Below are 19808 nucleotides of genomic sequence, written 5' to 3'. Positions count from 1 at the left end.
AGGAGGACATAATGTTAAAGACAAATATTGAGCTGAAACCAAAAGTGGAAGCGTTTTTAAATGAAGAAATTAAAATGTTTATTAATGGCGAATTTGTTTCTGCTATTGGCGGAAAGACGTTTGAAACGTACAATCCAGCAACAGAAGATGTTCTAGCTGTCGTATGTGAAGCGCAAGAAGAGGATATTGATGCTGCAGTAAAAGCGGCAAGATCTGCATTTGAATCTGGCCCGTGGGCAGAAATGACTACTGCTGAAAGAGCGCATCTTATTTATAAATTAGCAGATTTAATTGAAGAACATAGAGAAGAATTAGCGCAACTAGAAGCTTTAGATAATGGAAAGCCATATCAAGTAGCACTTGATGATGATATTTCAGCGACTGTAGAAAATTATCGTTATTACGCAGGATGGACTACAAAAATTATTGGGCAAACAATCCCGATTTCAAAAGATTACTTAAATTATACGAGACATGAACCTGTTGGTGTTGTAGGACAAATTATTCCGTGGAATTTTCCGCTTGTTATGTCTTCTTGGAAAATGGGAGCTGCACTGGCGACAGGTTGTACGATTGTATTAAAGCCAGCAGAGCAAACGCCTTTATCTTTACTATATGCAGCGAAACTCTTTAAAGAGGCTGGATTTCCAAACGGCGTTGTAAACTTTGTACCAGGCTTTGGTCCTGAAGCAGGGGCTGCAATTGTAAATCATCACGACATTGATAAAGTTGCTTTTACAGGATCTACTGTTACAGGAAAGTACATTATGCGTCAGTCTGCAGAAATGATTAAGCATGTAACGTTAGAGCTTGGCGGAAAATCACCAAATATCATTTTAGAAGATGCGGACTTGGAAGAAGCGATTAATGGTGCATTCCAAGGTATTATGTATAATCACGGTCAAAATTGTAGCGCAGGATCACGTGTGTTTGTTCATCGTAAACATTATGAAACTGTAGTAGATGCACTTGTGAAAATGGCGAACAACGTAAAACTTGGAGCAGGTATGGAGAAAGAAACGGAAATGGGTCCACTCGTATCTAAGAAACAACAAGAGCGTGTGTTAAATTACATTGAGCAAGGGAAGAAAGAAGGCGCTACAGTTGCGGCTGGTGGTGAACGTGCACTTGAAAAGGGTTATTTCGTTAAGCCAACTGTATTCACAGACGTTACAGACGATATGACAATCGTTAAGGAAGAAATATTTGGACCAGTTGTTGTTGTTCTGCCATTTGATTCGACAGAAGAAGTAATTGAACGAGCGAACAACTCATCCTATGGCCTTGCTGCGGGTGTATGGACGCAAAATATCAAAACGGGTCATCAAGTGGCAAATAAATTAAAAGCAGGAACAGTATGGATTAATGATTATAACTTAGAAAATGCAGCTGCACCATTTGGTGGATATAAACAATCTGGTATTGGCCGCGAATTAGGTTCATATGCGCTTGATAATTATACAGAAGTGAAAAGTGTTTGGGTAAATATAAAGTAATAGGGCGTTTTACTGATAAAAATTGAGGGATGAAATAATGAAAGATGCGGACAACTAGAAAGTTTGATAATAGTTGTCCGTTTTTTTATATACAAAATTGCTTTTCAAAAGAATGATAAGGGGGATTTGGATGGAGAATTTAGTAGAATGGTTAGTAGGGCAAGTGTGGAGTATCGGTTTAGTTGTTTTTGCATTAGGGGCAGGCGTATATTTCACGATTGCAACACGCTTTTTGCAAATCCGTTATTTTAAAGAGATGATTAAACTATTATTTGAAGGAAAGAGTTCAGAGACGGGAATATCATCTTTTCAGGCATTTTGTTTAGCCTTATCAGGAAGAGTTGGAATTGGTAATATTGCAGGGGTAGCGACAGCAATTGCTTTCGGCGGTCCTGGAGCTGTATTTTGGATGTGGGTAATGGCTTTGTTAGGGGCAGCGAGCGCGTTTGTAGAATCAACATTATCTCAAGTATACAAAAGTAAAATAGGGAATGAATATCGCGGCGGTACTCCATATTTCATTGAGAAAGGTTTGAAAATGAAATGGTTTGCAGTCATTGTAGCAGTAGTTGTAACACTTTCATATGGCGTTTTATTACCAGGTATTCAATCTAGTAGTATCGCAGTTGGATTTGAAAACTCTAATGGTATTAGCAAATATATAACTGGTATATTTTTAGTCTTGTTACTAGCAGCAATTATTTTTGGTGGTGTAAAGAGAATTGCTGGCGTTTCTCAAATGCTTGTTCCATTTATGGCAATTGGTTATGTAATTGTTACATGTATCATATTAATTGCGAATGTAACGGAGATTCCAAGTATGTTTGCTTTAATTTTCTCTAGCGCATTTGGTGTAAATGAAATGTTTGGTGGAATTGTTGGTGCAGCTATTGCATGGGGCGTAAAACGCGCTGTATTTTCAAACGTTGCTGGTGTCGGAGAAGCGACGTATAGTTCGGCGGCTGCTGAAGTATCGCATCCCGCAAAACAAGGATTAGTTCAAGCGTTTTCCGTATATATCGATACAATTGTCGTATGTACAGCGACAGCTCTTATGATTTTAATAACAGGTATGTACAATGTTATACCTGAAGGGAAAACCACCATTGTACAAAACATAGGAAATGTGGAAGCTGGTCCAATTTATACACAACAAGCAGTTGAAACTGTGATAACAGGGTTTGGTCCAATATTTATTTCAATTGCGATTTTCTTTTTTGCATTTACAACGTTACTCGCTTACTACTATATCGCTGAAACAACACTTACTTATTTAGATCGTCAACTGAAGTATGGCTGGTTAAAACCAGTTTTAAAATTTGGATTTTTAATTATGGTTTACATCGGTAGCGTTGAATCAGCGTCGCTTTTATGGAATCTTGGAGATTTAGGAATCGGTAGTATGGCATGGTTAAACTTAATCGCAATCTTACTTTTAAGTAAAACCGCATTAAAAGTGTTAAAAGATTATGAAACGCAGAAAAAAGAAGGGAAAGATCCAGTATTTAATCCTAAAAATGTGGGGATTGAAGGATTAACATTTTGGGAAGAAAGAAGTAAAGAGGTTGAAAGAAAAAGTTCTAGTGAAAAAGTTATTGTAGATGATAATTTAAAATTATAACTTAAATTAACTGAAAATTCTTAATTTAAAAGAAGGTATATTACCTCCATTTCATCACATACTACAATAGGTATGGATAATATGACTGGAGGGAATAAGATGGAACATGAGCAACATAGTTCGATAAATGATATTCTACATCATTATAAAGAAGGTATAGGTAGTTTTACAAATCAAATTCCTGAAATCGCTGAGACATATAATGCTTTCACGCAAGCTTGTTTTCAAGAGGGTGCTTTAACAAAAAGAGAAAAGCAACTTATTGCATTAGGAATTAGTTTAGCAACGCAAGATGAGTATTGTACAATTTATCATACAAAAGGTTGTCTTGATCAAGGATGTTCGGATAAAGAGATTCTGGAAGCATGTGGTGTTTCAGCAGCATTTGCTGGCGGAGCTGCGATGAGTCAAGCGGTAACTTTAGTGCAAGAGTGTTTAACAGAACTGAAAAATCAAAAAGCATTGAATAAAAAAACGTTTAACTTTATTAGTTTAAACGTTTTTTATGTGAAGTTAAATTTGAGTATAAAAATTATCTAGGATGGGTTCAATTTATGGTTATACAATAATGGGAGAATTTTAAATTTAGTAGGCATGAGAAATAACAACTATTTATTTAATTTTAAGGTTTTGTAAAAAGCTTCAATTGCTTCATATAATCAATGGCTTTTGTTTTATTTTTCTGTTTAGAAACATAATGTGCCTCATTAAAATCTCTATAGTAACTGTTAACTACTTCTTCAGAAAGAGCACCGTCAGAGATAGCTCTTTTAACCGCGCAGTTTGGTTCGTTTGTATGTGAACAGTTAGAAAATTTACATCTCATAGAAATCTTTTTTATATCTTCATATCCAAATTCAAAATTCCCCTCAAGGTTTATCAAGTCAAATCCTATTTTACTAATAAGAAATCCCTCCATTTTTGAAAGAGTCTTTTAGAAACATAAATACAAATTTTATCGTTTTCAATTTGTATTTACTTTAATATTCTATATCTTCATAAATAGATTTTTCTACATCAGGAAGAACTGTGTATATACTCTTACCGATTAAAGCTTCTAATTCTTTCTTAATCGCATAAAACCCTTTCCAATGTAAAGATGTATGAGATGTTGTACCATGACGCAAACCAACAGAAATTAATCTTCTTTCCAGCGTAGTAAAGCCATCCGCATCAGCAAGAGCGTCACAAAGAGTAATTACTTTATTGTATAAGTCGTAGTTACAATGTTCATTTAATATTTCAACTAACCGGCTTCTCATATGGTCAGGAACGAGACTCCATTCCGCTGCGATATCTATATGTTCATTTTTGCATGGGAATGAGTGTGTCACACAAATAACAGCGTTTCCTGTATACCCTAAATCATTCATATACATATAACCATCATAGGAATGAATGACCGATTTGGTAAAACCTTTGTATCTTCCGATATCATGCAAAAGGGCAGCGTTATATGCTATGTCAGCATCTAGCTTGTACCCTTTTTTTATAAGTTCTATAATTATGTTTTCAGTTGCATGAGCAACATGTAGTGAATGTTCAAACCAAGGGCCCGGGTTTTGTTCATATGCCCATTCGAGTAATTCTTTTGCGTATGTTCTATCTAATATATATTTCATATCGTTATCCTTTCACAAAAAATCATATCTTACTATAAATTCCTCTTATTATTTCATTATTCCTTCTTTAAAAATTGTTACAATGAAACAAAAGGGGGAAAAGTAATGCGAAATTTAGTAATTGAAGAAATTAAGAAACTAGAAAATGATATAGAAGAACTTTCGAAACTTTTGAAAATGGTTGTAAATGATGGGGCATCAATTGGTTTTTTGCCTCCACTGGAACAAAAAGATGCAACAAAGTATTGGCAAACAGTATTAGCGCCAGAAGTGATATTGTATGTGGCTAAAATAAACAACGAAGTAGCAGGGAGTATTCAATTACAGTTAGTTACAAAGCCTAACGGAATTCATAGAGCTGAGATTTGCAAATTAATGACTCATCCAAACTTTAGACGTAACGGTATTGGACGAGCGCTTATGCAAAAAGCAGAGGAACGAGCAAAGCAAGAAAACAGGTCTCTTTTAGTATTAGATACAAGAGAAGGAGATCCTTCCAATAAATTGTACAAATCACTAGACTACCAAGAAGTTGGAACAATACCAGGGTATGCAATTTCTCTGAATGGAAAGTTAGATGCTACGGTTATTTATTATAAAAACATTTAAGGTATAATCAAACGGGGAGAGTGCTTAATTATTAGTAAGTGAATAATAAACGACTATTTTTAACACCGTCTATATTTTTCTGGCGGTGTTAAAATAGTTAATTATAATCTAATTAACGCACTAAATGAATTTGAGAAAGTTTTTAGAGGGTTCTTTTAGTAATGATTCTCGTCTTATAATAAATGTAGAGAAGATGACTAGCCAACTATAGTTATTTTCGCTTTATTATGGGAAGGGGATGAAAGAATGAAAAAGAATAGTTTACAAAAGATGAAGAAAGTTATTTTAAGTGGTGGCGTATTACTTACGGGATTATTAACATTTGGATTTTCAGAAAAGGCTTCAGCTCATGGATATGTAGAATCACCAGCGAGCCGATCTTATTTATGTAAGCAAGGGGGAAATGTAAATTGTGGACCGATTCAATATGAACCTCAAAGCGTAGAAGGAATAGGTGGATTTCCGCAACTAGGACCTTCTGATGGACAAATTGCAGGGGCTGGTCATTTTCCCGCTTTAGATGTTCAAACTGTAGATAGGTGGAAGAAAGTTACGTTAAATGGCGGGACGAATACATTCAAGTGGAAACTAACGGCTCCTCATAGTACGAAAGAGTGGAAATACTATATTACGAAAAAAGGTTGGAATCCCAATAAACCTTTGACGCGATCAGATTTAGATTTAGTGCCATTCTATGTGAAAAATGACGGTGGAGCTAGACCAGGAACAACAGTAACGCACGAAGCGAATGTACCAACTGACCGTAGTGGATACCATCTTATTTTAGCTGTTTGGGAAATTGCAGACACTGGAAATGCGTTTTATCAAGTTATAGATGTAAACCTTTTGAATAATGGCTTATCCTCAAATTTCGCTTTTAACAATGTAGTGCAAGCTCCTACACTATTTTAATTGAAATATACATTTCGATCATCTAATTCATTTTAGATGATTTTTTTTATGAAAATGATGAAAAATATAGAAGAAAGTGCAATTATTTATAAAAAAATATGCTTTAAATATTGTCATATTTGCTTCTTTAAGATATCCTTTTCATGAAGAGGTGGAAAACATGGAAAAAGTACTAGTTTTCGGGCATAAAAACCCAGATACAGATGCAATTTGTTCTGCAATTGCTTATGCAGAATTGAAAAAAGAATTAGGAATGAATGCTGAGCCTGTACGTTTAGGCGAAATCAGCGGTGAAACTCAATTTGCGTTAGACTATTTTAAAGTAGAAGGACCGCGTTTTGTTGAGACAGTAGCAAGCGAAGTGGACAACGTTATTTTAGTTGATCATAACGAGCGTCAACAAAGTGCTAACGATATCGAATCAGTTCGTGTGTTAGAAGTTATTGACCATCACCGTATTGCTAACTTTGAAACAAGCGATCCTATATACTATCGTTGTGAGCCAGTTGGCTGTACAGCTACAATCTTAAACAAAATGTACAAAGAAAATGGCGTAACAATTCGTAAAGAAGTTGCAGGTTTAATGTTATCTGCAATCATTTCAGATTCTTTACTATTCAAATCTCCAACTTGCACAGAACAAGACGTAGCAGCTGCTCGTGAATTAGCGGAAATCGCTGGTGTAGATGCAGATAACTACGGCTTAGAAATGTTAAAAGCTGGTGCTGACTTAAGCGGAAAAACAATGGAGCAATTAATCTCTCTTGATGCTAAAGAATTCCAAATGGGTAATGCGAAAGTTGAAATCGCACAAGTAAACGCTGTTGATACAAACGACGTTCTTGTACACCAAGCGGAACTTGAAAAAGTAATTTCTGCAGTAGTAGAAGAAAAAGGTTTAGACCTATTCTTATTCGTTGTAACTGATATCTTAACTAACGATTCTGTCGGTCTTGCGATCGGTAAAGCAGCAAACGTTGTTGAGAAAGCATACAACGTATCACTAGAAAACAATACAGCTACTTTAAAAGGTGTTGTATCTCGTAAAAAACAAATCGTACCAGTATTAACAGAAGCATTCCAAGCTTAATCGTATTGCGTACAGATGAACAGTAAGGACAAGTAGTCAGATTGGCTACTTGTCCTTTTTTATTTATAATAAGCAGAAATTTTTAATTTTTAAACAGTCGCATTGTGTATGCTTAATGATATGGAAGTATTGAAAAGTAAATTACAGGGGCTTTTTGAAAAAATATTGAATCTGTTTCAAAATTAGAGAGCTGGATTTCGGAGGAACTGCGTTTAACTTTTTAGAAGAAAGGATATAAAGTTTTGATTAACGAATTAAAATAAGGATAGCGTTAGCTATCCTTATAATCGTTTATTCGTAAGATTTTTTCTTGTTTATATAAAATGTGATTATCGTAGTAATGAAGAAAATAGGTATCGCATACACTTGCCCAACAAATAACTTCCAGCCGACATAATTATAGCCTTCAGATGCTGGGATGATAACGGAAATAACGCAAACGATAAAATAGACTAATAGTGCAGGGATAATATTTTTCATTTTTATGAACCTCCTTTATCGCTTTATTAATACATACTATTATTTTGATTTACTTTCATTATTTTGAAGAAAAAATGAAAAATTTTTATGGTATTATAATATTTGCAATCAGAGTAATCTATAGTACGCATATGGTAAAATGTGTAATTTTAACTTTCAGAATTATTATATAGTATCTCGAGAAAAAAATGTACAAAATAACGAATTTTATTTACCAAAGTAAAGGGAGTAGAAATATATATGAAAAGGCTATGTATAATTCCATGCGGAAAAAAGAAAATTTGGGATAAACATTCAGACTACGGACCGATGGAAGCAAAAGATGTATATATTAGTCCGTTCGGAAAAGCATGTCAGGCGTACGCAACTATGTTTTTCGAAAACTGGGTTATATTATCAGCGAAACATGGATTTTTAAGACCAAGTGATATTGTATTAGAAAACTATGATCTTGCATTTGATTCAAAAAGCGATGAGGTAATAAGTATAGAGCAATTACAAAAACAGATGGTAGATAAAAGTTTACTACAGTTTGACGAAATCGTCTTACTAGCAGGGAAGAAGCATAAAAAAGTAGTGACAAAGTTATATCCAGAAGAAATGATTACATATCCGCTAGAGGGGTGTAAAGGAATTGGGTATATGTTGCAGAGGTTGAAAGAAGCTGTGAAGGAAAGGGAGGAAATATAGGTGTAGTTTCAGTGATTTTAAACTCTATTTATTTAGGGAGCTGAAAAGTAAAATAGAGTTTTTAGGCATCGCCGAAAGGGTGATGCTTTTTTGTTCGTGTCGTCATTCATGTAAAAGTAATTTAGAGAATAAATCATTCGATTTATGAAGCGATAGCTTTTTATATCGAAAACAAATTGCGTCACTTTTAGAAAATGTAGGACGTATGGGCACAGTTAAGATTGTAAGTGGGAATAGCAATAAGACAAGTTTTGAATAAGATATTAAGAAAGGAGATGTTGATGAATAATGGCTAGATATAGTTTGCACGGAGGACACAATAGTATTGTTCAAGGTGCTAATTTCGGGAATCGGAAAGAACACGTTCTAGATAGGCAAGTTAAAGATGCCGTGGCGGCTAAGTTAAGAGCCCTAGGACACACGGTTTATGACGATACGGACGAGGTAGGGGCAACTCAATCACAAAATTTAAATAATATCATTCGGAATAGCAATTCCCATGCTGTGGATTTAGTTATTTCTTTTCATCTTAATGCAAGTGATGGAAATGGACAGGGTGTTGAGGTTTTATATTATGATCAGAAAGATTTGGCGGCTAAAATCTCAGCTCAACTAGCAAAAGATATTGGATGGCGTAATCGAGGAGCGAAACAACGTACAGATTTAGCAGTATTAAATGGAACGAAGGCACCGGCTATCCTTATTGAATTAGGGTTTATTGATAATGAATCCGACATGGCAAAATGGAATGTTGATAAAATCGCGAATTCTATTGTATTTGCTCTTACAGGACAAACTGGAGGAGGTGCAGCGAATTTGCTCAAAGTAAAAACTGGTGGTGTAGCATTTAGTAATTTACAAGCTTTGGCTCAAGCTATGGTTGATGCGGGTATTGATGGACAAATTGTCGTTCAAAAAGATGGCATTGGTTATGCTATAACGAATGGCTATCCGTCCGGGAATATCGATAAATTTACAGCTTGGTTAGATGCACGTAAATGGTACTATGAGTACGTGAGATAAAAGTAGTTTGCTAAATAAAAATAAGAGCCGTCATGTGACGGTTTTTATTTTTATTTAATCTTTTAACTCTACTTATAATATGGAGAAAATAGACTAATAAACAAGCCTTTGTATACTTTCAAACATAGAATATGATGAATTCTATCAAGGAGGAAGCATATTTATGAGAAATACTTGTCATTGTGGACATTTTCAAGATTGTAATAAATTTTGGGATGATTTAATGTTTGGGAGATGTAGATGTAAGCGCAATGATTTTCACAAGTGTTGTTGCAAAGAGAAACCGAAGTGTGAGTGTGAAAAATGTCATTGTAAAACAAAAGCGAAATGCCATTGTAGGCATGAAGAGGAAGGGTATTAATAATAAAAAAGAGTACGATGCGTACTCTTTTTTGGGGTGATTATATTCCATCTTGAACAGATTTCTTTACAATTACCCATGTGTCTTTCTTTTTAACCGTTATAGCTACATTAGTTCCATTAGATTCCTTATAAAAGATATATCCATTGTTTGAGTTTACATATGTAACTGGTTCACCTATGCAATCTCGCGAGCAGGATTTGTTGACTAGTTCAATTAAGGATAGTTCACTTGGATCGGTTTTACTGGCTTCTATAACAGCATCAAGGCTTGTTTTTCGATAGCCTTGCAAGTTTATATGAAAAAGCTGCTCTATTTCTCCTGTAATGCTAGTGTTCATTACTTCTACTGAATTCTTTTTTTCTTGAAGAAAGCCGTTTTCATAAAGTAATTTTGTATAGCCAATCCATGCTATTAACACTAGCATGAAAAACATACCCGTCATTTTAAGTATTCGAAGTCGTTTGCTTATAATTGTTTCTGAGTATTTCATTCACTCTAATCCTCCAATGTTTTTAATTTAAAATATGCTTGGATACATACTTTTAGAAGAGGATGAAAGTTAATGAGTTTTTAATAAAAAAGAAAACATCCAGGGTTAGATGCTTTCTTTTTTTGGTATTTTTGGCTATCTGTTAGTTACTTGTTTCATAAGTGGTCTTATTTCTTTAACTGGTGGTTTCTTATCATAGGCATCAACGTAAGAAAAGTAGTAGTTTAAGTTTCTTAGAAGACCTTTTCCTATTTTTGCACTTAAGAAAGGAAAGACTTGTCCGGTATAATCATCGAGAGATTTACAGTAATATTTTTCATCTAAATATATACTGTATTTACATGTTAGTTCTACTAAAGGATTCCCTTCATCATCAAATACTTCTTTAGAATCAATAATATCTATTAGTGCAAATTTTTCATTTAAGTAAACTTTCTTTTTTTCTCGTGTTTATTTGTAAGTATAAAAACGAGACCAATCGCGTTAATCAAACTATTTCCTCCTATAAAAAACGGATATTAATAAAATATATCGATATAAGCTAAATGTAAAGAGGAGAGGTGAAATATCATGGAGAGAAAACTAAATAAGCCGATTGGTGAGAGCTGATAATCAGTGGGGGATGAACAAACCCCTCACTGATTAAAGTTTCACTTTATTGAAATACTTGCGGGAATTGTTTTACGAGTGCGTTTGTTATCATGTCAGCCATTTCTAATGCTTCTTTTTCAATTTTATCGTAAAGTTTTACTCCTGCTTCATAATCTTTATTTAGGAAGGCAAGTGCTTCTGCTTTCGTTAGTGCTAAATGTTCATAAAACATTTTTCTAAATTCTTCTTTATCTATATATGGGTTGATACTGTTAAGAAATTCAATAATTGCGTCACCATTAGCGTACCATTTTTTCTCTATAGCGGCCGCTGCATTTTGATTACCAGCTTTTGCGGCTTTAACAAGATCCGCTGCAATTACTAAGTGATCTTTAATTAATGCACTATATTTTTTTACTGCATCTTCACCGTAAAATGGTTCAAGTGATAGTCCCATATGTGTTGCGTTTTGTAGAAGTCGTCCAACAGTAACGTTAACATCTGGTAAATTAAATACTATACTTATAATAGCCAATCTCGTCCAAGCGACGTGTTGTTCCCAATAAAGAACGCATATATCCTTTTAAAAAATTCTCATTTTTACTAATTCGGTAGTTCCGTACGGATAAATCATAGTTTACATAAGGGTTATGGTAGGGGGAGTAATACGATTGCCAATAAGAATACATAAATAGTAACACTCCTTTGAACATGTATAACTCAAAGTATGATGAAGATTTATTTTTAGTTCCGTGTCCTAGATTATTTTTAGGGAATTTGAAATGGAGAAATTCAATGAATGATGTTGTGATATATATGAATAATTTGAATATAAAGTAAAAGAGGGTCTGCAAGGGAAGTTACAGACCCTCAAAAGGGTATTGCCGAGATGTCGGACTCGACTACGTAATGTTATCATAAAATTCTTTTGAAAAAACCTGGTAAATGTGTCCAAATGAAATTGGGACCTTCATACAGTCAAAGGGACCTGCTTCCCGCGGCAGGCCCCAATAACTAGATAATGTCGATGAGCAAAAAACTCATCTGGAGTACTTTTATAGTAACAAGTAAAATGTGTTTTGTGTATTGAGAAAGAAGAATTGCATAATTATATGTGAACAATTTAACTCCCAACAATTTATGATTATCATTAATTGTTGGGAGTTAAATATGGTTATAAAATGGAGAAAAGATTTGGAAGTGAGATTGAGGTGCATAGAAGTATGTAATTATGAAAAAGACCTGCTAATATAAGCAGGTCAACTTAAGGGGTTTATCCAACAGATTATTATATATGTTAACAACTCAATTGTAGTAAGTCTATATGTTTAATATTGAGAAAACTTCTGTGAATAATATATTTTTTGCGCATATATTAACGTTTAAAAAGTTGAGAAAGAAAATTAAAAAGCTTTTTATAAGAGAATAATGGCTGATACTTATAGTATGATTCATATTTCCACGCATCATTATTAGAGAATTGGAGTTGTTTTGTTTTCGTTTTTGCCGTGATGGACCTCGTATTACGATGTTTCATATAGTAACCTCCTGAATTTATATGTATACGATTAGTAGTATTCAAGAAAGGGAAATAAAATGAACATTTAAATTGAAACTCTTTCTTCTTGTGTACTGGATTTACGTTATAAATGTTGTAAAACATATAAAATAATGATGCTAATTCATATTAAATAAGTGAAGAAACATAGAATAATGAAAAAACAATAAGCATCTAATCATCCCTTTCAAGTCGCATAAGTGATTGATATAATAGAAGTAGATGAAAGATAAAGAAAAGCAGGTGACTCTTTTTTGTTTACTAAAGCACAAGAACTTTTAGCGTCCTACTTTGGTTATTCTTCGTTTCGAAGAGGACAAGATGAAACAATTAAAAATGTACTAGATGGGAAAGATACGGTTTGTATTATGCCAACGGGTGGCGGTAAGTCGATTTGTTATCAAATTCCGGCATTAGTATTTGAAGGAACGACGTTGGTTATATCACCTTTAATATCACTTATGAAGGATCAAGTAGATACATTGGTACAGAATGGCATTTCAGCTACATATATTAATAGTTCTATATCTATTGCAGAAGCAAATCAGCGAATTCAATTAGCGAAACAAGGACATTACAAGTTACTTTATGTGGCGCCTGAGCGTCTTGATTCGATGGAGTTTGTTGACCAACTTATCGATATGAAAATCCCTATGATTGCGATTGATGAAGCACACTGTATTTCACAGTGGGGACATGATTTCCGTCCAAGTTATTTACATATACATCGCATATTAGATTATCTTCCAGAAAAGCCGCTCATATTAGCATTAACAGCAACAGCAACACCGCAAGTACGTGATGATATTTGTAATACACTTGAAATTAATCAAAAAAATACCATTATGACAACGTTTGAGCGTGAGAACTTATCGTTTTCTGTCATTAAAGGGCAAGATCGAAATGCATATTTGGCGGATTATATTCGTCAAAATCAAAAGGAATCTGGGATTATATATGCAGCTACTAGAAAAGTAGTCGATCAATTATATGAAGATTTGATGAAGGCAGGTGTTTCTGTATCAAAATATCATGCTGGTATGAGTGATATTGATCGAAATGAGCAACAAGAACTCTTTTTACGAGATGAAGTAAGTGTAATGGTAGCAACATCTGCATTCGGGATGGGTATTGATAAATCGAATATTCGTTACGTAATTCATTATCAGCTTACCAAAAAATATGGAAAGTTACTATCAAGAAGCAGGACGTGCTGGTCGTGACGGATTAGATAGTACATGTATATTGTTATATTCTTCTCAAGATGTACAAGTACAGCGTTTTTTAATTGATCAATCAACTGGAGAATCACGTTTTTCAAATGAACTTGAAAAATTGCAAAATATGACCGATTACTGTCATACAGAACAATGTTTACAATCATTCATTTTGCAATACTTTGGAGAAGAACCGAAAGAAGATTGTGGACGCTGTGGTAATTGTACAGACAATCGCGAGAGCATCGATGTGACAAGGGAATCACAAATGGTTTTATCATGCATGATTAGAACGAACCAACGCTTTGGAAAGCAAATGATAGCGCAAGTATTAACTGGGTCGAAAAATAAGAAAGTTATTGAATTTAATTTTCATACTTTACCAACGTATGGGCTTTTATCGAACCGTAGTGTAAAAGAGGTCAGTGAGTTTATTGAGTTTTTAATTTCAGACGAGTTAATTGCAGTTGAACATGGCACTTATCCGACGTTAAAAGTAACTGAAAAAGGGAAAGAAGTATTACTTGGTAAAGAGAAGGTTTTACGAAAAGAACGAGTAGAGACAAGACAAATTGTTCAAGACCATCCTTTATTTGAAGTGCTTCGTGAAGTACGTAAAGAAATTGCACAAGGAGAAGGTGTACCTCCGTTCGTTATTTTCTCTGACCAAACATTAAAAGATATGTGTGTAAAAATGCCGCAAAGTGATTCAGAATTGTTGACGGTAAAAGGTATCGGAGAACACAAACTTGTGAAATACGGCTCGCACTTCTTACAAGCAGTTCAGCATTTTATTGAGGAAAATCCAAATTATGCTGAAACGATTAAGACAGAAGTAGTTTCAGAGCGTAAAAAGTCAGGAAAAGCGTCCGCAAATTCTCATTTAGAAACGTATGAAATGTATAAACAAGGTATTGATTTGAATGAGATTGCAAAAGAACGTAACTTATCAAGACAAACAATCGAAAACCATTTAATTCGCTGCTATGAGGATGGAATGGAAGTAGATTGGCAAAGCTTTGTTTCAGCAGAGTATGAATCTCTTATTGAAACTGCCGTTCAAAATGCAGATGGTGGTCTGAAATCTATTAAAGAACAGCTTCCGAATGAAGTGAGTTACTTTATGATTCGTGCTTATTTACAAATAAGAAAGTAGAGGCATATAAAGGGGATAAGAATTTATGTATCATGTTTTCGTTTATGGAACGTTAAGAAGAGGACAAACGAATGCTCATTATATGCTAGGTGCAACATGCATCGCAGACAGAGCTTGGACATATGGAAAATTATTTGATACGAACGAAGGATATCCAGCCATGACTTATTCGATTGAAGAACAGGTGTATGGAGAAATTTATGTAGTAAATGATGAGATATTGTGTAAGTTAGATGAACTAGAAGAATATACAGGCAATGCGGAGACTGATTTATATAATCGAATCACGCAAACAGTATATGTTGCTGATAGGGAAATTGAGGCATATGTGTATATCGCTCAGGATAAAAAGATGTTAAAGAAAGTGATAGACTCTGGTGACTGGCTTATGTATCAAAAAATATAATAAGGTAGTTTTAAAAATTGGAAAGCAGATAATGACGAATTCATTATCTGCTTTTTATTGTGTGAATAATTGTCGTTCTCTTTTTATTCTTATAGTTCTTAGTACGATTCCAATTCCGAGAAATAAAACAGTAGCAGCGACCCCGCTAATAGGATTTAACCAAAAATCACTACTGTTTGTAAGAGTAATAATCCCTGTTATTGTAACTAAAACAGTAGGAACAGCATCCTCGATTGCATGCATGATAACACATGGCCAGACGGATTTTGTAAGTCTATATATTTCAACATACATAATTGACCAACAAACCATAAGGATACAGCCAGATAGAAGCATATTTAATCTTGAGATAGATTCAAAATACTCATTTGGTAAAAAGACTAGATAGTAAGCAGCATGCCAAAGTGCCCAAATGAAACCAGAAATAATATAAATGTACCAATCGTTTAGATTTAGTTCAATCAACTTTGGAGTTAAATAACCCCGCCAAGAAAACTCTTCAAAAATGTTTTTAATAAAGTTACCAATAGTAGACATGACTATGAGTGACAATAACGTGGATATATCAAAACTAGAAATATGAGCTATTCCAAAAATGAGTGATATGCTTATCGTTATTACTGTAACAAATGGATAAATAAGTAGTGCAGTGAAATACCATATAAAATTTCCTTTCAAATTTGGCTTGATGCCAAAATCATTCCAATCTCGGCTAATAACTCTAAGTGAAATGCTTACGAGGAAAGGTAATATTAGCCATAATCCCATACCTAAAGTGTTTCCTTCAGGTTGATTTGTTAGAAGAGAATCTAGGAATACCCCAATCCACCCACTGGCCAAAACAGTGAATACAAAAATAAGTAAATATAACTTTAACGGTTTCTTTTTCGCGACATTCATTTGAAGAGCCTCCTTTACTTTTATTTATCCTACTATTTGTGGGCAGTAAAACGTCCATTGATTAAAGTCTTTCATTTTTACAATGTTTTTTAATAGATAAATTAAATAGGAGACAAATAGAAAGTAGTATCTTTTGTATGCATCACTATACTATATGTGTATTTGTGTGATTTAGATGTTGCATATTCTTTTTAAATTAGAAAGATGAAAAGTAAGTTTTTTCGGAAAATTTAAATGGAAACTATTGACTTTATGATTGGGTTTTTAATACAATGATACTTCGACTGAAAAATTAGAACGGACAGGAGGGAATCGTCGAAATGAGCAACATATTTGAAGATGAGTTACAAAAAATGAAGGATACTTTACATACGATGGATGAGCAATTGGATAAGCTTGAAAAAACCCCGGTTTATTATGGAGAAGATTTTAAAGAGCAAATTCTTGAAAGTATGAGGGAGTCTAATAGACAAAACTTACGTATTGGTGTGCAAGAGCCGTACTTTGGAAGGTTAGATTTTCAGGAAGATGGAAAAGAAGAAGTTATGCCGATTTATATCGGAAAAGTAGGGGTTTCGGATATGGACACGATGAAGCCAATCATTATTGATTGGCGAGCGCCTGTCGCAAGTATGTTTTATTCATTTACCGGTGGAGAAGAATTAGCATTTTATCAATCACCAGATGGGTTAGTAGAAGGTGATGTGTATTTAAAACGAAACATTTCCATTCGAAAAAGAGAACTTGAACGTGTTGTTGATACATATGTAAAAGGAAATGAAGATGTATCCCATGCCGATGATTTTCTTCTATATCGATTAGGTGAGAATAAAGATAATAAGCTAAAGGATATTGTTTCAACAATTCAATCGGAACAAAATGATATTATTCGAGCGGAAAGAAATTTACCATTACTTATTCAAGGGGTTGCAGGGAGCGGAAAGACAACAATTGCTTTACATCGCCTTGCTTTTTTAATTTATGAATATCGTGAACAATTAGAAGCAGAAAGAATGATCGTATTTGCGCCGAATAGTCTGTTTTTAGACTATATTTCGAGTGTACTTCCTGAATTAGGTGTAGGGAATATTAGTCAAACAACGTTTCCGGATTGGGCATTACGTACGTTAGATGATTCAGTGAAACTAAAGCAGACAGAAGAAAAATTGAAAGAAGCATTTTCAATTAATCGTGATGAAAAGAAGGTAATGCTAGGTAAATTAAAGGGTACGTTGGAATTTAAGACGTTTGTTGAAGAGAGAATGATCCAATTTGAAAATGAGTTAGTTCCGACAAAAGATTTTGAGGCGTGGGATAGAGCGATTATTCCAGTAGAAGATATTAAAAAATGGATGCAAGTTGAATATAAACATTATCCTTTACAGAAAAGAAGAGAACGATTAGTAGGACGAATGAAGCGCTGGATTGAAATTGAACTTAAAAAATTCGGGGAAACAAACGAGAAAAAATTACTTAAAAAAGAAGCGACTAAGAGACTCAACGCATATATGAAGTTTTGGCCGAAAATGAGTGCTCTTTCACTGTATAGTTCAATAGTAAAAAGTAAAGAAATACTTGAGGTATTACCTGAAGAACTTGTTAAAGAAACAGAAAAGAGTTGTCGTAAAAAAGAAGTGTATGTAGAAGATTTACCAGCTTTAATATACATACATCATCGTATAACAGGGATTGAAATCGGGCAGAAGTTTCATCACGTTGTTATTGATGAAGCGCAAGATTTTTCGCCTTTCCAAATTTATGCATTAAAAGAAATTACATTAGGTAATTCTTTCACTATATTAGGTGATTTATCGCAAGCGATTTATGATTACCAAGGAATTGAAGATTGGAATGCTTTTAAGGAAGTATTCCAAGAAACCGGTTATTATGAATTGACAAGAAGTTATCGTTCTACAAAAGAAATTATTGAATTTGCAAATGAAATAATTAAAAATGCAGAAATCCCAGTAGGACTCGCAACACCAGTCTTCCGCAGTGGAGAAGATGTGAAAGTAATTCATGCCGAAAATCAATTTACTGAAATTGTGAAGACGGTAAAACATTTGCAAAATGCAGATGTGAAAACAATTGCAGTAATCGGAAGAACAGAAGATGAATGCCGTGATATATATGTGAAATTAACAAATGCAGGATTAACGGTAAACGTAATTGAAGCAAACCAAAGTAAATATGAAGGTGGTATATCAGTAGTACCTGTCTATTTAGCGAAAGGTTTAGAATTTGATGCGGTGCTTTTAATTGATGTGGATGAGGAACATTACAAAAACACAAAACATGATGCAAAGTTACTATATGTCGGATGTACGAGATCACTTCATGACTTATGGATTTTCCATAGTGGGGAAGCGTCACCTTTAATTAAAGGATTAAAATAAAGTGAAACTATAATCAGTGGGGAGTTTTACTGCAAGCTAATGTGGGATAAATATAAAAAGAGGATTTTCTAGTACTGTATGAAAATCCTCTTTTTTATATTGAAATGGTAGATGAATTAACGACTTAAGCTGTTGTGTAAATAATATACAATGACCTTTTCTAATGCCTTAGTTTGTTCTTTTTTCCATGTACGAACAGCATCTACTGGAGTTTGTATATGTTTTAACCAATCTAGAATAAGGTGTAGTCGTTCTTGTATTTGCCCAATGTTTTGCTCCTTTATGTTCTTATTCTGAATTCTATCAATTAATTGAAGCATATAGGGAAGTTTTTCTATGCATTCGCTTAAATCTCCGCAATAACCTGAAGGGAATTCATGTGTACCAAATTCTAAAGTATTGATGTAATTAGAAACTAGGTATATCATGGCTTCTTGTTCGGTATCACCACCTAATTCAATCGCTTTTCGAAGGGATTTTTCTAAATCGTCTTCTTTATTGCTAGAGTCCATATAAATTCCTATCCATCTAAAAGGTCTTGAATCAAATGGGTTGTTTTCTGTCCATCTATATAGAATGTCAATTAGAAAACTATTTAGTGAGAAAGTTAAGACCTCATCTTTTTCGTTTAATGCATCTAAAATAGTAAACAGCGAAATGGCAAACTCTTCTTGAACTTTTGATTCCTATTTTTTTGCATTTGTAATAAATGTCTCTAAATGTTTAAAAGCTAATTTTCGAAGTCCCGCTTGGCGATGCTGACAGTAACAAATAAAATCATGCCAATGCTCATTTGTATTCATATGTATAATAATAGTTTGTAATGCAGTGAGAGGCTTATCCATTATAAGTCCCCAATCTATTAAGCACGTGTTGAAAATTTAGTGTTATTATATCATTACATAAATTAAAGTGGGAAGAATTTAAGATGGATTTTATTGGTCACGGGATCTAATCGATTGGTAATGTAGCGGTTCTAACAGGACCCATTATTGACTTTGAAGATGAAACGAAAAAAGTTATTATGTTTATCTGAATATTGAGGGGATATGTTTATTTAATTTTTAGAAAAAATAGACTATTAAACTTGTAAATGGTATAATCTTCTTATTATTGGAATTAAAATCAAAATATTTGAAAATAAAGGATAGGGTTGGTTTTAATGGGGGATTCTGATCACAAAGAAA

At 33.9% G+C, this 19808-nt stretch carries 16 protein-coding genes and 5 pseudogenes; 12 read left to right on the top strand and 9 right to left on the bottom strand.

Going from position 1 to position 19808, the window contains the following annotated elements:
• The first annotated feature begins 11 nt into the window (after nucleotides 1-11).
• The 3 genes and pseudogenes from HMPREF1014_RS14120 to HMPREF1014_RS14110 form a co-directional block, all read left to right on the top strand.
• Nucleotides 12-1496 (top strand): aldehyde dehydrogenase family protein, encoded by a 1485-nt coding sequence (locus HMPREF1014_RS14120; RefSeq protein WP_000920976.1) that lies wholly within the window; start codon nucleotides 12-14, stop codon nucleotides 1494-1496.
• 130 nt (nucleotides 1497-1626) lie between these two features.
• Complete coding sequence (locus tag HMPREF1014_RS14115; RefSeq protein WP_000429512.1) at nucleotides 1627-3117, top strand: alanine/glycine:cation symporter family protein; 1491 nt, start codon at nucleotides 1627-1629, stop codon at nucleotides 3115-3117.
• Nucleotides 3118-3189: 72 nt separating this feature from the next.
• Nucleotides 3190-3576: pseudogene (locus HMPREF1014_RS14110) on the top strand (carboxymuconolactone decarboxylase family protein); the annotation flags it as partial.
• Nucleotides 3577-3739: 163 nt separating this feature from the next.
• Here the strand turns inward: HMPREF1014_RS14110 and HMPREF1014_RS14105 are convergent.
• Both HMPREF1014_RS14105 and HMPREF1014_RS14100 read right to left on the bottom strand, forming a co-directional pair.
• Nucleotides 3740-4036 carry a putative GTPase gene (locus HMPREF1014_RS14105; RefSeq protein ID WP_000398281.1) on the bottom strand — a complete coding sequence of 99 codons (297 nt, stop codon included), beginning with the start codon at nucleotides 4034-4036 and terminating at the stop codon, nucleotides 3740-3742.
• 61 nt (nucleotides 4037-4097) lie between these two features.
• Nucleotides 4098-4739 carry an HD domain-containing protein gene (locus tag HMPREF1014_RS14100; protein WP_000874109.1) on the bottom strand — a complete coding sequence of 214 codons (642 nt, stop codon included), beginning with the start codon at nucleotides 4737-4739 and terminating at the stop codon, nucleotides 4098-4100.
• Between the two features lie 105 nt (nucleotides 4740-4844).
• Between HMPREF1014_RS14100 and HMPREF1014_RS14095 the strand changes: the two genes are divergently transcribed.
• From HMPREF1014_RS14095 to ppaC, 3 genes are all read left to right on the top strand, one after another.
• Nucleotides 4845-5348, top strand: coding sequence for a GNAT family N-acetyltransferase (locus HMPREF1014_RS14095; RefSeq protein ID WP_001245248.1), 504 nt, complete (start codon nucleotides 4845-4847; stop codon nucleotides 5346-5348).
• A 246-nt stretch (nucleotides 5349-5594) separates the two neighbouring features.
• The gene (locus HMPREF1014_RS14090; RefSeq protein WP_000742273.1) at nucleotides 5595-6260 is read left to right on the top strand and encodes a lytic polysaccharide monooxygenase; all 666 of its coding nucleotides are present in this window, start codon (nucleotides 5595-5597) and stop codon (nucleotides 6258-6260) included.
• A 160-nt stretch (nucleotides 6261-6420) separates the two neighbouring features.
• A complete protein-coding gene (gene ppaC / locus HMPREF1014_RS14085; protein ID WP_000416865.1) occupies nucleotides 6421-7350 on the top strand; it encodes a manganese-dependent inorganic pyrophosphatase in 930 nt (309 codons plus the stop codon).
• Nucleotides 7351-7641: 291 nt separating this feature from the next.
• On the opposite strand, the gene HMPREF1014_RS14080 is transcribed toward ppaC, so the two are convergent.
• Entirely contained in the window at nucleotides 7642-7830 is a 189-nt protein-coding gene (locus tag HMPREF1014_RS14080; RefSeq protein ID WP_000789486.1) for a DUF4017 family protein, read from the bottom strand.
• Between the two features lie 240 nt (nucleotides 7831-8070).
• On the opposite strand from HMPREF1014_RS14080, the gene HMPREF1014_RS14075 reads away from it, so the two are divergent.
• The 3 genes from HMPREF1014_RS14075 (at nucleotide 8071) to HMPREF1014_RS31605 (ending at nucleotide 9944) form a co-directional block, all read left to right on the top strand.
• Nucleotides 8071-8520 (top strand): DUF6884 domain-containing protein, encoded by a 450-nt coding sequence (locus tag HMPREF1014_RS14075; RefSeq protein ID WP_000824873.1) that lies wholly within the window; start codon nucleotides 8071-8073, stop codon nucleotides 8518-8520.
• Between the two features lie 288 nt (nucleotides 8521-8808).
• A complete protein-coding gene (locus tag HMPREF1014_RS14070; RefSeq protein ID WP_000135284.1) occupies nucleotides 8809-9543 on the top strand; it encodes an N-acetylmuramoyl-L-alanine amidase in 735 nt (244 codons plus the stop codon).
• Nucleotides 9544-9770: 227 nt separating this feature from the next.
• Nucleotides 9771-9944: a hypothetical protein gene (locus tag HMPREF1014_RS31605; RefSeq protein WP_000503012.1), complete on the top strand. Its 174-nt coding sequence runs from the start codon at nucleotides 9771-9773 to the stop codon at nucleotides 9942-9944.
• On the opposite strand, the gene HMPREF1014_RS14065 is transcribed toward HMPREF1014_RS31605, so the two are convergent.
• From HMPREF1014_RS14065 to HMPREF1014_RS31600, 4 genes and pseudogenes are all read right to left on the bottom strand, one after another.
• Nucleotides 9945-10397 (bottom strand): hypothetical protein, encoded by a 453-nt coding sequence (locus HMPREF1014_RS14065; RefSeq protein ID WP_000877572.1) that lies wholly within the window; start codon nucleotides 10395-10397, stop codon nucleotides 9945-9947. It abuts the gene before it with no gap.
• A gap of 135 nt (nucleotides 10398-10532) precedes the next feature.
• Nucleotides 10533-10888: pseudogene (locus HMPREF1014_RS14060) on the bottom strand (cytoplasmic protein).
• Nucleotides 10889-11052: 164 nt separating this feature from the next.
• Nucleotides 11053-11677, bottom strand: a pseudogene (locus tag HMPREF1014_RS14055) (acetylglutamate kinase).
• A 686-nt stretch (nucleotides 11678-12363) separates the two neighbouring features.
• Entirely contained in the window at nucleotides 12364-12525 is a 162-nt protein-coding gene (locus HMPREF1014_RS31600) for a hypothetical protein (RefSeq protein ID WP_000682746.1), read from the bottom strand.
• A gap of 275 nt (nucleotides 12526-12800) precedes the next feature.
• Here HMPREF1014_RS31600 and recQ point away from each other — a divergent pair.
• Both recQ and HMPREF1014_RS14040 read left to right on the top strand, forming a co-directional pair.
• Nucleotides 12801-14919, top strand: a pseudogene (recQ, locus tag HMPREF1014_RS14045) (DNA helicase RecQ).
• A 25-nt stretch (nucleotides 14920-14944) separates the two neighbouring features.
• Nucleotides 14945-15325, top strand: a complete 381-nt coding sequence (locus HMPREF1014_RS14040; RefSeq protein ID WP_000274905.1) for a gamma-glutamylcyclotransferase family protein — start codon at nucleotides 14945-14947, stop codon at nucleotides 15323-15325.
• A gap of 54 nt (nucleotides 15326-15379) precedes the next feature.
• On the opposite strand, the gene HMPREF1014_RS14035 is transcribed toward HMPREF1014_RS14040, so the two are convergent.
• A complete protein-coding gene (locus tag HMPREF1014_RS14035; RefSeq protein ID WP_001099765.1) occupies nucleotides 15380-16225 on the bottom strand; it encodes a CPBP family glutamic-type intramembrane protease in 846 nt (281 codons plus the stop codon).
• A gap of 320 nt (nucleotides 16226-16545) precedes the next feature.
• Here HMPREF1014_RS14035 and HMPREF1014_RS14030 point away from each other — a divergent pair, with 320 nt between their 5' ends.
• Entirely contained in the window at nucleotides 16546-18621 is a 2076-nt protein-coding gene (locus HMPREF1014_RS14030) for a HelD family protein (RefSeq protein ID WP_000065178.1), read from the top strand.
• A 116-nt stretch (nucleotides 18622-18737) separates the two neighbouring features.
• Here HMPREF1014_RS14030 and HMPREF1014_RS14025 read toward each other — a convergent pair.
• Nucleotides 18738-19466 (bottom strand): annotated as a pseudogene (locus HMPREF1014_RS14025) (hypothetical protein).
• Nucleotides 19467-19808 lie beyond the last annotated feature (342 nt).

The sequence above is a fragment of the Bacillus sp. 7_6_55CFAA_CT2 genome (genome assembly GCF_000238655.1).
Taxonomy (GTDB): domain Bacteria; phylum Bacillota; class Bacilli; order Bacillales; family Bacillaceae_G; genus Bacillus_A; species Bacillus_A cereus.
Note: the sequence above shows the minus strand (reverse complement) of the source record. Positions and strands in the feature narration are given on the sequence as shown.